Genomic DNA, 13,634 nt, shown 5'->3' on the forward strand with positions numbered 1-13,634 from the left:
TGTTTTCCCTCCCACTGCTTTAGGAAATCCCCTCATGCGACGCGAACCCATCGTGCTGTTCGACGACGGTAAACACCAATGCCTGTGTTTCGACGATCTGGTCAGCGGCGACGGTGTGCAATCCAACCAGTTCCTTATCGTCGACCACGACAAGCGCCTGCTGCTCGATCCGGGCGGCGACCTGACCTACACCCCGCTGTCCCTGGAACTCTCCAAGCTGTTCTCGCTACAGGACCTGGACTACATCTTCGCCTCGCACCAGGACCCGGACATCATCGCCGCGCTGGACAAGTGGCTGCTGCACACCCGCGCCAAGGTGATCTGCTCCAAGCTCTGGGCGCGCTTCCTGCCGCACCTGACGGCCAACTACCTGGCGGTCAGCCACGGCATCTCCACCTATGACCGGGTGATCCCGCTGCCCGACCGCGGCGAGTCGGTGCAGCTCGGCCGCTGCCAGCTGAAGATGATCCCCGCGCACTTCCTCCACTCGGTGGGCAACTTCCAGATCTACGACCCGATCAGCAAGATCCTCTTCTCCGGCGACATGGGCGCCTCCCTGGTGGACGACGCCAGCCCGGTGCAGGACTTCGCCGCCCACGTGCAGCACATGGAAGGCTTCCACCGCCGCTACATGGCCTCGAACAAGGTCGGCCGGCTGTGGGCCAACATGGTTCGCGGCCTGGACATCGAAATGATCGTCCCGCAGCACGGCCGGCCCTTCGTGGGCAAGGCCATGATCGGCGCCTTCCTCGACTGGATCACCGACCTGCAATGCGGCATGGACCTGATGGGGCCGGACGATTATCAGGTTCCTCGCTAGACAAGCTCCGACTGAAGAGCCCCGCGCTGACCGATTGCGCCAATCGTCCTCGAATACGGCACGATTGGCGCTTAATCCGTCATCTTCAGCGTGCTAGGGTGCGGGCCGACCCGATAACAAGAGGCCCGCCGATGCCCATTGCCCCCTTCCGCCCAGCGCTGCGTGCGCTGGCCCTGGCGACCTGCCTGCTCAGTGGCCACGCCCACGGCGCCGAAACCTGGCCCGAGGCCGACTGGCCCCACGGCGCCACGCCCAGCGGCACCGCCGTGCAGGAGTTCGAGAACTACGCCTTCCCCACCCGCGATGACGGCACCCGCAATGGCGTGCGCACCGACGCGGTGGTGGTCATCCGCGATGGCCAGCTGATCTACGAACGCTACGCCGGCCCGACTCGCGCCGAGACCCCGCACCTGGCCTGGTCGATGAGCAAGAGCGTGATGGCCAGCGTCCTTGGCGTGGCCTTCGGCGAGGGCAAGTTCCAGCTCGACGACCCGGTCGCCAAGCATTACCCGGCCTTCGCCGACCATCCCGACATCAAGATGCGCGACCTGCTGCACTGGGCCTCGGGCCTGGCCTGGCAGGAAGAATATGAATACGCACCGGTGCGCTCCTCGGTGGTGGCGATGCTCTACACCCGCGGCCGCGATGACATGGCGAAATTCACCGCCGGCTTCCCCGCCGATGCCGAGCCGGGCAAGCGTTTCCGCTACTCCAGCGGCGACAGCAACGTGCTCTCCGCCACGCTCAAGCAGATGGTCGGCAAGGACTACGCGAACTACCCCTGGACCGCGTTGTTCGAGCCGCTGGGTATCCAGTCCGCGGTCTGGGAGCGTGACGCCAGCGGCACCTTCGTCGGTTCGTCCTACGCCTACATGACCGCCCGCGACCTGGCGCGCATCGGCCTGCTGATGGAGCGCGACGGTCGCTGGAAGGATCGCCAGCTACTGCCCCAGGACTGGCTGAAGTTCGTCCTCGCGCCGTTCCCCGAGTACCAGCCCGATCCGAAGAAGCCCAATGAGGCAGTGCCCGGTGGCCAGTGGTGGCTCAACCGCCCGGTGGCCGGTGCGCCCGCGCCCTGGCCGGATGCGCCGCAGGACACCTTCGCCGCCCTCGGCCACTGGGGCCAGGCGCTGTACGTGATCCCCGAACAGAAGCTGGTGATCGTCCGCTACGCCGACGACCGTGACAGCAGCTACCAGCACGACACCTTCCTCAAGCTTGCCCAGGCGGCCTTCGCCCACGGGGAGGTGCAGCCATGATCCGCCGTCATCCGATCCTCACCGCCCTGGTCCTGCTGCTGCTCGCGCTGGTCACCACCGCGTGGCAGAACCGCGTCCATCTGGCTGCCTTCCCCGGCATCATCGGCGCCTACACCGCCAAGGAGTACTGCTCCTGCCGTTACGTTATGGGGAACTCGGCGGACTATTGTCAGGCCTATACCAAGCAGTACGTGCCGACCAGCGCCTTCCTCGACGATGAAGCGCGCAAGCGGGTGACCGCCCGCGGCCTGGGCAGTACGCAGACAGCCGCCTGGCTCAGCGCGCGCGAGGGATGCCAGCTGATGCCCCAGGCGGACGATTTGCCCGAATCGGGCAGCCACTGACGGGCGCGTTCCACGGAGCGGGGCGACCCGCTTCGGAGGATCGATGCATTCTTTTGTAACAGGAGCGGTGTGTGCGTTGCTCGTGCTGACGAGCCCCTTGGCGCTGGCCGAATGGCAGCTGGACGGCGATACCTCGCGGATCAGCTTCGTTTCGGTCAAGCGCGGCAAGATGGCCGAGGTGCAGCGTTTCGACCGCCTCTCCGGGCAGATCGACGACAAGGGCGCGGTGCGCGTAGTGGTGCCGCTGGAGTCCATCGACAGCGGCCTGGCGCTGCGCGACGAGCGCATGCGTAATTCCTTCTTCGAGATCGAGCGCTTTCCCGAGGCGACCATCAGCAGCCAACTCGACCTCAGCCGCTATGAGGACCTGCAGGTCGGTCAGTCACGCCAGGAAACCATCGACTTCAACCTCGACCTGCACGGCCAGCAGCGTCGGCTCAAGTCCGAGGTGCTGGTCAGCCGCCCCAGTGAGAGCCGCATCGAGGTGACGACCATGGAGCCGCTGGTGCTCAAGCTGATCGACTTCGACCTGGAGGAGAAGCTGGAGCCGCTCAAGGAGGTTGCCAATGTGCCGTCCATTACTCCGGAGGTGCCGGTGTTTGCGGTGTTGGGGTTCAGTCAGGTGATCAAGCAGGCGCCGTGATACTCGCAGCATGAACCCGTAGGAGCGGATCTTATCCGCGATCCGTCGGCAGGGCCGGCGCCTTTTTCTGCTCCAATGTTGCTGCTTTGGTTTGGGCACTTCGGCGCCGCTTTGGTGTGTGCGTGGACCTCGTGTTTCGCCCCCCCCCGGGCGACCCACTTTGGCAAACGCCCCAAAGTGGGCAAAGGTCTTGCCCCGGACATCCGGTTTTTCGCTTAGGCGAAAAATTCCCTCGTTGAAGCGCAGTTTCAGGGGCACGCTGCGAAGGGCCATCCCTGGCCCATCGCAGCTCTCGCGACATCCATGTCGCTCAACCCCTGAAACTCCGCTTCAACGAGGCCTCCTGAACGGGGCAGTTGGCGCGCGCGGAGGTTTCTCTGGAAGTATTCAGAGCCAAGTCAAAATCCCAAGAGGTTGGCGCGGATGCTCTTCGTAGGAGCGAGCTTGCTCGCGAACCGCACGGCACAGCGTCAATCGCGAAAACAGCCAGTCTTAAGCCCGCGCCGCAATCGCCGGCACATCGGGTTGGAAGCGGAAGCCGGAGCCCACGCTGCAACTGGAGGCGCTGATGAGCACGAAGGTAAGCAGCAGGATGGTCTTCATGGTGGTGCTCCTGTCATTCAGGATCGGACAGCCTCCAGTCTAGGCCGCGCCGCGCGATGCGCACCGAAGGTGAGGAAGCTGCCCGCCGCGAGCAGCCAGGCGCTGATTCCGCCATAGCCGAGCACCCAGCCGAAGCCCTGGACCAGCGCTGCGCGGGCAGCTTCCGGATCGTCCGTGCCCAGTCGGCCGCTGGCGATGCTCGCCGCCTGCTGAAGCTTTTCGCTGCCATCCACGCCATGCAGCGCAGCGGCGACACCGGAGAGCAGAATCAGCCCCATCACCGCGATGTTGATCGCGAGGGAAATCATCCGTGCGCTCATGTCGATACCCGAGGCCATGCCGGCGCGGGCGGCGGGCACGGCGGCGGTAGAGGTGTTGGTCACCGTGGTGTTGGTCAGGCCCAGGCCTATGCCGGCCAGCACGCAGCCCGGAAGCAGGGTCAGCCAGCTGGCGTGCTCCACGGCGCTGCCCCAGAGCATCAGGAAGAAGCCGGCGCCGATCACGAACATGCCGCCGGGGATCACCCAGCCCGGCTGGAAACGATGCGCCAGGCGTTCGGCAATCGGCGGTACCACCAGCGTCGGCAGGGTGTAGGCGAGCAGCGACCAGCCGGCCTTCACGTCGTCGTAACCGAGCACGCCGTGGTAGTAGACCGGCAGGTAGATCATCAGCGGCCAGAAACTCGCGTTCATCCCTGCCGATGCGAACATCGCACCGGAGAAGGCGCGGATGCGCAGCACCGAGAAGTCGAACATCGGGTGGGCGACGCGGCGCTCGATCAGGATGAAGGCCGCCAGACAGGCAGCGCTGAGCAGCAGGATCGCCAGCGCCGCCGGGCTGGCGAAGCCCATGTCGGCGCCCTGGGTGATGTAGAACACCGTGCCGAGCACCGCCAGCGACAGCGTCAGCATGCCGCCGATGTCCAGGCGCTCGGCGTCCGGATCGCGCGACTCCACCGCGCCGTACTGCGCCAATGCCAGGGTAAGCAGGGCGAGCGGCCCGTGGATCAGGAATACCCACTGCCAACTGGCCAGGGCGACGATGGCGCTGCCGATGATCGGCCCGAAGCCCAGGCCTATGCCGAACACCACGCCCCAGGCGGCGAAGGCGCGCACGCGCTCGGCGGGGTCGCTGAACTGGCTGGTGAGCACGGCCACCTGGCAGATCAGCATGACCCCGCCGGCAGCGCCCTGCAGGAATCGCCCGGCGATCATGGTCGGCATGTCCCCTGCCAGCCCGCAGAGCAGCGAGGTGACACCGAACAGCGCCAGGCTGATGACGAACAGGCGCTTGCGGCCGAAGCGATCGGCCAGGGTGCCGGCGGCCATCAGCACGCTGGTGACGGCGATGGTGTAGGCGTTCATCACCCATTGCAGGTCCTGGAAGTTGCCGTGCAGCACGCGCTCCAGGGCCGGCAGGCTGGCCGGTACGCTGGAGATTTCCAGGCCGAACATCATCGAGGACAGGCACACCGCCGCCAGGGCGATGAGGTTTCTGGGGTTATGGTGGGCAGTCATGGGGTGGGCTCCGGAGTACGAGCCACTATTGTCGAAAAGAACAGGGTTCCCCATTGGCGCTATTTGGTCCCATCATTGGGTCTTTTCAGGATTCAAAGGTGAAGGCTGATGGATGACCGACTCGATGGTATCGCCACCTTCGTTCAGGTCGTGGATGCCGGCAGCTTCGCCCTCGCGGCGGAGCGCCTGAACCTCACGCGTTCGGCGGTGGGCAAGGCCATTGCCCGGCTGGAAGCTCGCCTGGGTGTGCGCCTGTTGCAGCGCACCACGCGCAGCCAGAACCTCACCGACGACGGCCAGGTGTTCTACGACAGCTGCGTGCGAGCGCTGGCCGAGCTGGACGCCGCGCACACCGCGCTGGAGGGCGGACGCCTGGAGCCGCGCGGCCGCCTGCGGGTCAGCGTGCCGATCTCCTTCGGCCACCTCTGCGTGGTGCCACTGATGCTGGCGCTGGCGCGGCAGTACCCGTCGCTGAAGATCGACCTGTCGTTCACCGACCGCCGTGTCGACCTGGTGGAAGAGGGCTTCGACCTCGCCGTGCGTATCGGCCCGCTGAGCGACAGCGCCACGCTCGCTGCGCGCAAGCTGGGCGTGCAGTACACCAGCATCGGCGCGGCGCCCTCGTACATCGCCGAGCACGGCATGCCCGAGGCGCTGGACGATCTGGCCGGCCACTCGGCTATCAGTTACTCGGTCGCCGGGGTCACCTCGCCCTGGGACCTGCGCGAGGATGACGGCCGGGCCAAACGTATCGACATCGACCCGCAGCTGAGCATGGACGACCTGCAGGCCATCACCGCAGCGGCCGTGGCCGGTTTCGGCCTGGCGCGCCTGCCGTCGTGGCTGTTGGCGCGGTACGTGAAGCTGGGCGAACTGGTGACGGTGACGGGGCGCTGCAACCTGCCGCCGCTGGAGATCCATGCGGTGTGGCCGAAGACCCGCTACATGCCGTCGAAGATCCGCTGCGCCATCGATGCGCTGGTGGCCGGGATTCCCGCGCTGCTGGCTGACTGAACCATTGCCGGCCCCGCCTGCCCAAGGGCTCAGCGATCGGCCAGTTTGCAAGCCGATGGCGGGCCGCTATCGTTGGCCGTTGATCCATCCGTTTTTCATGTAAGGGATTTCATGCGCTCGCTGTTCGCCTTCCTCTTCGCGGCCTGCTTCGCCGCTTCCGCCCAGGCTGCCTGGTACCTCGATTACGAGTCCTCGCGGCTGACCTTCGTCACCACGAAAAATGCTGATATCGCCGAGGTGAATCGCTTCCTGGTGATGCACGGCAAGGTGGAGCAGCAGGGCCAGGTGGAACTGCGCATCGAGATGGATTCGGTGAACAGCGGCGTTCCGCTGCGCGATGAGCGCCTGCGCGACAAGCTGTTCGACACCGAGAAATTCCCCGAGGCGCGCGTCACCTCGACCATCGACCTGCGCCCGATCACCGAACTGGCCAGCGGTGTGCAACTGGAAATGCGCCTGCCGCTGCGCCTGGAGCTGAACGGGCAGAGCAAGGACTACCGCACCGACGTGCTGATCACCCGCCTGGATGAGCATCGCTTCCAGGTGGTGACGCTGCAGCCGCTGGTGATCAACGCCGCTGACTTCGGCCTCGCACCAGGTGTTGCGCAGCTGCGCAAGCTGGCTGGGTTGAAGAGTATCGGCCTGTCGGTGCCGGTGGGCGCCGTGCTGATCTTCGCCTCGCGGTGAGCGGGCCGATCTTCCCCTGGCGGACGGGCAACCGTTTCGCCCTGCTCTGCGATGGCGAGCGCTTCTTCCCGCGCATGTTCGCTGCCATCGACAGTGCCGAGCGGCAGATCGAACTGGAACTCTACCTGGTGGAAAGCGGCAGCTGTGCCGAGGCCTTGCTGGATCGCCTGCTGGCCGCCCGTGCGCGCGGGGTGAAGGTTCGTTGCCTGTTCGACGCCTTCGGCAGCCTCAAGCTCTCCAGCGCCTGGAGCCGCCAGTTGCTGGAGGCGGGCGGCGAGTTGCGCCAGTACAACCCGCTGAACTGGAAGGCCGGCATCCGCAACCTGTACCGCGATCACCGCAAGCTGCTGCTGGTCGACGAACGCATCGCCTATGTCGGCGGCACCGGCGCCACCGACGAATTCTGGTCCGCGCGGGACAACCGCAGCGACTGGCACGAAGTGATGGTGGAGATGACCGGCCATATCGTTGCCGACTGGCAGCGCCTGTTCGAGCGGCAGTGGAATGCCTGCCTCGGGGTGCGCGCCTGGAAGCCCCGCGAGGAGGTCCTGCTGACCCGCCTGCCGCCGCTGCCGAACTACGGCGAAGGCCTGGCGCGGGTGGCCTATGCCGATGCCGGCCAACACCGCGACATCGTCCAGGCGCTGGTGCGTTCGCTGCGTGGCGCGCACCAGCGGGTGTGGCTGGCGACGCCATATTTCCTGCCGACCTGGAAGGTCCGCCGGGCGCTGCGCAAGGCGGCGCAGCGCGGTGTCGACGTGCGCCTGCTGCTCACCGGGCGCCTCACCGACCATGCGCCGGTGCGCTACGCTGGGCAGCGCTATTACCCGAGCCTGCTGCGCGCCGGGGTGAAGATCTTCGAATACCAGCCGCGCTTCCTTCATCTGAAGATGGTACTGGTGGATGACTGGGTCAGCGTCGGCTCATGCAACTTCGATCATTGGAACCTTCGGTTCAATCTGGAGGCCAATGTAGAAGCGTTCGATCCGCAATTCACTGCGGCGGTGGCCGATTGCCTGGCTGCCGACTTCGCGCAGAGTCGCGAGATCGACCTGGGTTTCTGGCGTGCGCGCCCCTGGTGGAAACGCCTGCGCGAGCGCCTGTGGGGATCGCTGGACCGACTGGTGGTGAACTTCCTCGACCGCCGCCGCTGAAGTCGTTGTTGTCCGTCGAGAGGGAGAGTGACGTGGAGAAGCAAACCAAGGAGCGCTTCATCGGCCTGGAGTGGCTGCGCTTCCTCATGGGGCTGTACGTGGTGATCTACCACACCCTGCACAGCTACCCAGCCGAGCAGAAGTTCGCCGGGCTCGATGACCTGACCAGCCTGGGCTTCTTCGCCACCAGCACCTTCTTCGTGCTGTCCGGTTTCCTGCTCTGTCACGTCTATGTCACGGACGGGCAATTGCGCGAGAGCCCGCGCAGCTTCTTCACCAAGCGGCTGTCCAACCTCTACCCGCTGCACATCTTCTCGATCCTGCTGACCATTACCGTCTTGCTGCTGGTGAGCCAGCTGGGCATCGGGCCGGACATCGACCAGGCCACGCCACGCTTTGTCGTCTACGACACCAATGAAGCCATCGGCCGTCTGCAGCCGGAGCTGTTCCGTCACTGGATGAGCGACGGCGAGCTGCTGTTCAACAGCATCCTCCAGCTCACCATGCTGCAGGCCTGGAACCCGTATTACCTGACCTTCAACGCACCGCTCTGGTCGCTGTCGACGCTGTTCTTCTTCTACCTCTGCTTCCCCTTCGTCGCGCCGCGTCTGGCGCGCCTGCAGAACAAGTGGAAGTGGTTGCTGGTGCTCTGGCTGGTCTATCTGATCCCGCCGGTGCTGGTGGTGGCCAGTGAGCAGTACGGCATGCCCTGGACCGGCCTGCTGCACCGCAACCCGCTGCTACGCCTGCCGGAGTTCCTAAGCGGCATCCTCGCCTATGGGCTGTTCCGCCAGTACAAGGACGCCGGGCGTCTGCCGGGGCGCGGCATGCTGGTGGCGATGGGAGCCTTCGTGCTGGCGAGCTTCCTGGTCGCCGACTACCTCTACACCCACGGCGCCAAGTACTGGTACTTCCTGCTGCACAACGGCCTGTTGCTGCCGGCACAGCTGGTGCTGGTGTACATGAGCGCGCTGCCGCGCGACCCGCAGAGCAGCTTCATCCGCCACTGGTCGCCACGGCTGGGGGCGGCGTCGCTGTCGCTGTTCGCCCTGCACGTGCCGCTGTTCACTCTGTTCTCGCGCACCGAGAAGCTGATCCGCGCGCCGGGCGATTGCCTGGCGGACTGGGCCTACTGCGTGGAGGCGGCGACGCAGCAGCAGTTGTCGCTGTGGCTGTACCCGCTGTTCCTGCTGTTCATGGTCACCAGCTGCGTGCTGGTGCAGGAGCGCTGTGTGGTGCCGGTGCGCARATGGCTGGTGCGCCATCTGCTGCCGGCGCCGCCCGCACCGCCGACGGCGCGGCGGCGGATGGTCACCGAGTCGTAATCCACGGATCGGGTTGTTCGCGAGCAAGCTCGCTCCTACGAAGAGCTTCCTGTAGGAGCGAGCTTGCTCGCGAACCGATCTCGACGCCAGGTTCAGCCCACCTGCGCCTGCCAGTCGTTGAGGTTGTAGTAGTTGGTCACCCGCGCCACCTTGCCCTCGCGCAACTCGAAGAAGGCGCCAGCCGGCAGCACGTAGGTCTGCCCGTTGGCTGTCGGCAGGCCTTCATCGGTGCGCAGGTATTCGCCATGCACGACGAACTCGGCGGCGCCACGACTGCCATCGTCGCTGGCCATCACCACGATGTCCGCCAGCTGCTCGCGGTAGCAGTGGTTCATGTGCTGCATGAAGCTGGCGAAGGCGGCCTTGCCGTGCTGGCGCTCGCCCTGGTTGATGTCATGCACCACCTCGTCGTGCAGCAGGTCTAGGAAGGCCTGCATGTCGCCGGCATTGAACGCGGCGTAATAGGCACTGATCAGGGTCTTGGCGTGCATGGACATGCTCCTGTCGCGGACGGGAATCGGGAAGGCTGGGGCGCCCATGATAGGTTGTCGCTCTGGCCGCCACTTTGCCGGTTGCGGCATCTCGCGGACAAAAACGACCATGCTCACGGAAATCCGCCTGCTCAGTGGCGACGCCATTCGCCCCTTCATCGATGACCTGGCGCGCCTGCGCATCACTGTGTTCCGCGAGTATCCCTACCTCTACGACGGCTCGCCGGAGTACGAGGCGAATTACCTGGACACCTACGTGCGCTCCTCACGGAGCCTCTGCGTACTGGTGCTTGATGAAGGGCGGGTGATCGGTGCGTCCACCGGCCTGCCGCTACAGGACGAGACCGAGGAATTCCAGCGACCATTCCTGGCCCAGGGCTGGAACCCCGAGCGGGTGTTCTACTTCGGCGAATCCGTGGTGCTGCCGGCCTATCGCAACGCCGGCCTGGGCCTGCGCTTCTTCGAGGAGCGCGAGCGCTATGCGCGCAGCCTGGAGCGCTTCGACTGGTGTGCCTTCTGCGCGGTGCAACGCCCGCAGGACCATCCCGCCCGTCCCGCCGACTACCGCACGCTGGATGCCTTCTGGCTGCAACGCGGCTTCAGTCCGCGCCCGCAACTGCAGACCGAATACCGCTGGCGTGACCTGGGCGAACAGGAGGAAAGCGCCAAGCCGATGAACTTCTGGATCAAGCAGCTGAACTGATTGCAGAGCGTTCAGTAACCGACTTCGCGCTGGTGGCGGATGGCGAGGATCACCAGGGTGTCACCGTCGATGCGGTAGCGGGCGAGGTAGCCGCTGTCGCCGAAATCGATGGGCCATTCGCGAAAGTCCACGGGCAGGTCGTCGATCAGCCGGCCCATCTGCGGATAGGCGGCCAGCGCCTGGGTGGCTTCGATGATGATCCGGCCCGCGCGACGTGCGGCGGCGGGGTTGGTTTCCCGCAGGAAGCGCCGCAGACGCTCGAGGTCGCGCAGCGCTGCCGGGGCGTAGATCACTCGCATGTCGGAGTGTCTTGTTCGTCCTCGGCGCCCCAGCTGTTCAGCCAGCTCTCCACGGTCTCGGCAGTGACGTGCTGGCCGGTCGCCTGGAATTCTTCCCAGGCCTGCTCGGTGTCCTTCTTCAGCTTCTCGCGCTGCTCCTCGCGCACGACGTACTGGCCGATGGCTTCGCGAATGATCCAGTGCGGGGAGCGCTGGCGCAGCTCCGCCAGTTCGCGGATGCGGGCGAGCATCTCCTCATCGAGCTTGACCGAAGTGGCCATGTGCAGACCTCTTGATAAAAGGTAATACCTGTTGATACCTGGTCATACTTGGTTTGTCGCAAGGTAGTGTCAAACAGCAAAGGATGAATGGGGCGCAGTGGCGCTGTAAATGTGATGCCGTAGACCCGGACTTTCGACGGGTGGCAAGGCGCGAAGTGGTGGTTATGCTCCGGGAATAACCATAAGAGGGACTTTCCATGCTCCGAGTGGCCCTGTACGCCTTTCTCCTGATGCTGGCCGGCTGCAGCTCGCCCGGCGCTTTCTTCGGCGCAGTGGATGGGCCGCCGTTCGGCGCACTGCCGGCGGATGCACAGCAGGCCACGGTGTATATCTACCGGCCGCAGAACCAGTGGTCCGACGAGGAACTGGAGGCGCCGGGGCTGTTCCTCAATAACGAGCTGATCGGCAGCCTGCCGAGCAACGGCTACTTCGCCCTGAGCTTCGCTCCCGGCAGTTATCCCCTGCAGATGCGCCGGCCGCTGCTGGGCAGCTTCTGGACCTTCTTCGCCGGCGGCAGCCTGGACTTCACCCTGATCGCCGGCTTCACCCTGGAAGCCCGCGCTGGCGAGGTCTACTACCTGCGCTACGACGAGATTCACACGCCGCCCAAGTACGAACACACGGCAGGGCAGGGCGCCGGCCCGCTGCAACTGGTGGGCAAGGAGCTGGGCTCGCGGGAAATCCCCGCCACGCGGCAGGTACAGGAACCGGTGAGCATCGCCGCCAGCGGCAAGGAAGTCGAAGGCCCCGGCTTCTTCGAACGCATCGGGCTCTGAAGCGGAAACCCCGCAGGAACCCCGGAATAGACAGATTGAGCCGCTGGCTTGTTAAGGAAAATTCGGCCCGCGCTATGGGAAGCCAAGCGATTTCAGGACCTGGGTGACGGCAGAAGAATCGTGACTTCTTTTTTCAGGGAGTCACGCGATGGAACAAGCCGACAGCAACAAGATCGGGGTGGTAGCGGCCACCCTGATGGTGGCCGGCAACATGATGGGCTCGGGAGTGTTCATGCTTCCGGCCAACCTCGCTACCACAGGAGGGATCGCCCTCTACGGGTGGTTCATCACCATTGTCGGCGCGGTGTCCCTGGCCCTGGTCTTCGCCAAGCTGTCGGCGATCGATCCGGTGGCGGGCGGCCCCTACGCCTATACCAAGAAGTCGTTCGGCAACTACATGGGCTACCAGACCAACCTGATCTACTGGCTGGCCAACGTAGTGGGCAACGTCGGTCTGGCGGTGGCCGGCCTGGGTTACCTGTCGCACTTCTTCCCCAGCCTGAAGGACCCACTGGTTTCTGCCATGGCGCAGATCGCGGTGATCTGGTTCTTCACCTACGCCAACATCCTCGGCCCTTCGGTGGTCGGCAAGCTGCAATCCTTCACCATCGTCTTTGCCCTGTTCCCCATCATCGGCATGGCGCTGCTGGGCTGGTTCTGGTTCAGCGGCGACATCTACGAGGCGGGTTGGAACGTCTCCGGCAAGAGTGGTTTCGAAGCGGTCGGATCGACCCTGAACTACACGCTGTGGGCCTTCATCGGCGTGGAGAGCGCCTCGGTTTCCGCGGGTGTGGTACGCGACCCCGCGCGCAACGTACCAATCGCCACCGTGGGTGGCGTACTCATCGCAGCCGTCTGCTATGTGCTCAGTTCCACCGCGATCATGGGCATGATCCCGAACAAGGAGCTGCTGGCCTCCAGTGCGCCCTTCGCCGACGCTGCGCGCCTGGCGCTGGGTGATACCGCGGCGAACATAGTCGCGCTCTGTGCGGCAATTGGCTGCCTCGGCTCGCTGGCTGGCTGGACGCTGCTGGTCGGGCAGACGGCCAAGGCCGCGGCGGACGATGGCCTGTTCGGCAAGGTGTTCGCCAAGGTCAACGCCAAGGGCGTGCCGTCGGCCGGCCTGGCCATCGTCGCGGCAATCATGAGCATCCAGGTGCTGGCAACCATGTCGCCGACTGCCAGCGAGCAGTTCGGCAAGATTGCCTCCATCGCGGTGATCATGACCCTGCTGCCGTACATCTACTCGGCAGTCGCCATCAAGGTGCTGGGCTACCGCAAGATGCCCGCCCGCCAGTACGGCTTCTACACCTTCGTCGGGGTCATCGCGGCGATCTACAGCCTCTGGGCGATGGTCGGCTCCGATGGCGAACAGACGCGCTGGTCGCTGATCTTCGTGGTCTCCACGATCATCTTCTACGAGCTGTCGATCAACAGCATGCGTACTGTCGAGGAAACCGGCGTCCATCCGGGCGGCGTTTCTCCCGGCTGGATCCGCTTCGGCACCCTGGCACTGACCATCATCGCGCTGGCAGCGATGTTCTGGGTGTCGGTCGGCCGCCACGACAACCTCAATCTGCGCCCGCGGGTACTCCAACCTGCGGCCAGCGCACCCGCCGTTCCCGCACAAACACCCAACTGAATTTCCCCGCCTGCCCGCGCCTTCTTCGATGGCGCTGAGGGCGGGGCAGGCGCCTGCCTGGCTGGCGGCGCGAGTGCTGCCAGCCGATTCGAGGAGT

Annotated in this window: 15 protein-coding genes; 11 read left to right on the forward strand and 4 right to left on the reverse strand. The window is 65.3% G+C overall.

From position 1 onward, the window contains the following. The first annotated feature begins 34 nt into the window (after positions 1–34). The 4 genes from QO207_RS19340 to QO207_RS19355 all read left to right on the forward strand — a co-directional run bounded on the left by QO207_RS19340 (position 35) and on the right by QO207_RS19355 (position 3,066). Entirely contained in the window at positions 35–820 is a 786-nt protein-coding gene (locus QO207_RS19340; protein WP_301533931.1) for an MBL fold metallo-hydrolase, read from the forward strand. Positions 821–951: 131 nt separating this feature from the next. Then, positions 952–2,079 carry a serine hydrolase gene (locus QO207_RS19345; RefSeq protein WP_301533932.1) on the forward strand — a complete coding sequence of 376 codons (1,128 nt, stop codon included), beginning with the start codon at positions 952–954 and terminating at the stop codon, positions 2,077–2,079. After that, complete coding sequence (locus QO207_RS19350; RefSeq protein ID WP_301533933.1) at positions 2,076–2,423, forward strand: amidase; 348 nt, start codon at positions 2,076–2,078, stop codon at positions 2,421–2,423. The genes QO207_RS19345 and QO207_RS19350 overlap by 4 nt, the downstream gene beginning before the upstream one ends. 43 nt (positions 2,424–2,466) lie before the next feature. Then, positions 2,467–3,066, forward strand: coding sequence for a YceI family protein (locus QO207_RS19355; protein WP_301533934.1), 600 nt, complete (start codon positions 2,467–2,469; stop codon positions 3,064–3,066). Positions 3,067–3,686: 620 nt separating this feature from the next. On the opposite strand, the gene QO207_RS19360 is transcribed toward QO207_RS19355, so the two are convergent. Further along, positions 3,687–5,186 (reverse strand): MFS transporter, encoded by a 1,500-nt coding sequence (locus QO207_RS19360; RefSeq protein ID WP_301533935.1) that lies wholly within the window; start codon positions 5,184–5,186, stop codon positions 3,687–3,689. Between the two features lie 108 nt (positions 5,187–5,294). Between QO207_RS19360 and QO207_RS19365 the strand changes: the two genes are divergently transcribed. The 4 genes from QO207_RS19365 to QO207_RS19380 all read left to right on the forward strand — a co-directional run bounded on the left by QO207_RS19365 (position 5,295) and on the right by QO207_RS19380 (position 9,366). Beyond that, positions 5,295–6,200, forward strand: a complete 906-nt coding sequence (locus QO207_RS19365) for a LysR family transcriptional regulator (RefSeq protein ID WP_301533936.1) — start codon at positions 5,295–5,297, stop codon at positions 6,198–6,200. Between the two features lie 111 nt (positions 6,201–6,311). Next, positions 6,312–6,887, forward strand: coding sequence for a YceI family protein (locus QO207_RS19370; RefSeq protein WP_301533937.1), 576 nt, complete (start codon positions 6,312–6,314; stop codon positions 6,885–6,887). Then, the gene (locus tag QO207_RS19375; RefSeq protein WP_301533938.1) at positions 6,884–8,041 is read left to right on the forward strand and encodes a phosphatidylserine/phosphatidylglycerophosphate/cardiolipin synthase family protein; all 1,158 of its coding nucleotides are present in this window, start codon (positions 6,884–6,886) and stop codon (positions 8,039–8,041) included. The genes QO207_RS19370 and QO207_RS19375 overlap by 4 nt, the downstream gene beginning before the upstream one ends. 32 nt (positions 8,042–8,073) lie before the next feature. Then, positions 8,074–9,366: an acyltransferase gene (locus QO207_RS19380; RefSeq protein WP_301533939.1), complete on the forward strand. Its 1,293-nt coding sequence runs from the start codon at positions 8,074–8,076 to the stop codon at positions 9,364–9,366. Between the two features lie 92 nt (positions 9,367–9,458). Here the strand turns inward: QO207_RS19380 and QO207_RS19385 are convergent, their stop codons facing one another. Next, complete coding sequence (locus QO207_RS19385; protein WP_301533940.1) at positions 9,459–9,857, reverse strand: nuclear transport factor 2 family protein; 399 nt, start codon at positions 9,855–9,857, stop codon at positions 9,459–9,461. A gap of 109 nt (positions 9,858–9,966) precedes the next feature. Here QO207_RS19385 and QO207_RS19390 point away from each other — a divergent pair, with 109 nt between their 5' ends. Beyond that, entirely contained in the window at positions 9,967–10,560 is a 594-nt protein-coding gene (locus QO207_RS19390) for a GNAT family N-acetyltransferase (protein WP_301533941.1), read from the forward strand. Positions 10,561–10,571: 11 nt separating this feature from the next. Here QO207_RS19390 and QO207_RS19395 read toward each other — a convergent pair whose 3' ends face one another. Both QO207_RS19395 and QO207_RS19400 read right to left on the reverse strand, forming a co-directional pair. Continuing rightward, positions 10,572–10,859: a type II toxin-antitoxin system RelE/ParE family toxin gene (locus QO207_RS19395; RefSeq protein ID WP_301533942.1), complete on the reverse strand. Its 288-nt coding sequence runs from the start codon at positions 10,857–10,859 to the stop codon at positions 10,572–10,574. Continuing rightward, on the reverse strand, positions 10,850–11,119 hold the full coding sequence (locus QO207_RS19400) for a CopG family ribbon-helix-helix protein (protein ID WP_301533943.1): 270 nt from the start codon (positions 11,117–11,119) through the stop codon (positions 10,850–10,852). Before QO207_RS19400 ends, QO207_RS19395 begins: the two co-directional genes overlap by 10 nt. A gap of 197 nt (positions 11,120–11,316) precedes the next feature. Between QO207_RS19400 and QO207_RS19405 the strand changes: the two genes are divergently transcribed. Together QO207_RS19405 and adiC are read left to right on the forward strand one after the other, a co-directional pair. Continuing rightward, a complete protein-coding gene (locus QO207_RS19405) occupies positions 11,317–11,895 on the forward strand; it encodes a DUF2846 domain-containing protein (RefSeq protein WP_301533944.1) in 579 nt (192 codons plus the stop codon). A 148-nt stretch (positions 11,896–12,043) separates the two neighbouring features. Beyond that, complete coding sequence (adiC, locus tag QO207_RS19410; protein ID WP_301533945.1) at positions 12,044–13,537, forward strand: arginine/agmatine antiporter; 1,494 nt, start codon at positions 12,044–12,046, stop codon at positions 13,535–13,537. The last annotated feature ends 97 nt before the right edge of the window (positions 13,538–13,634 follow it).

Source organism: Pseudomonas sp. CAN1, assembly GCF_030462585.1.
Lineage (GTDB): Bacteria > Pseudomonadota > Gammaproteobacteria > Pseudomonadales > Pseudomonadaceae > Pseudomonas.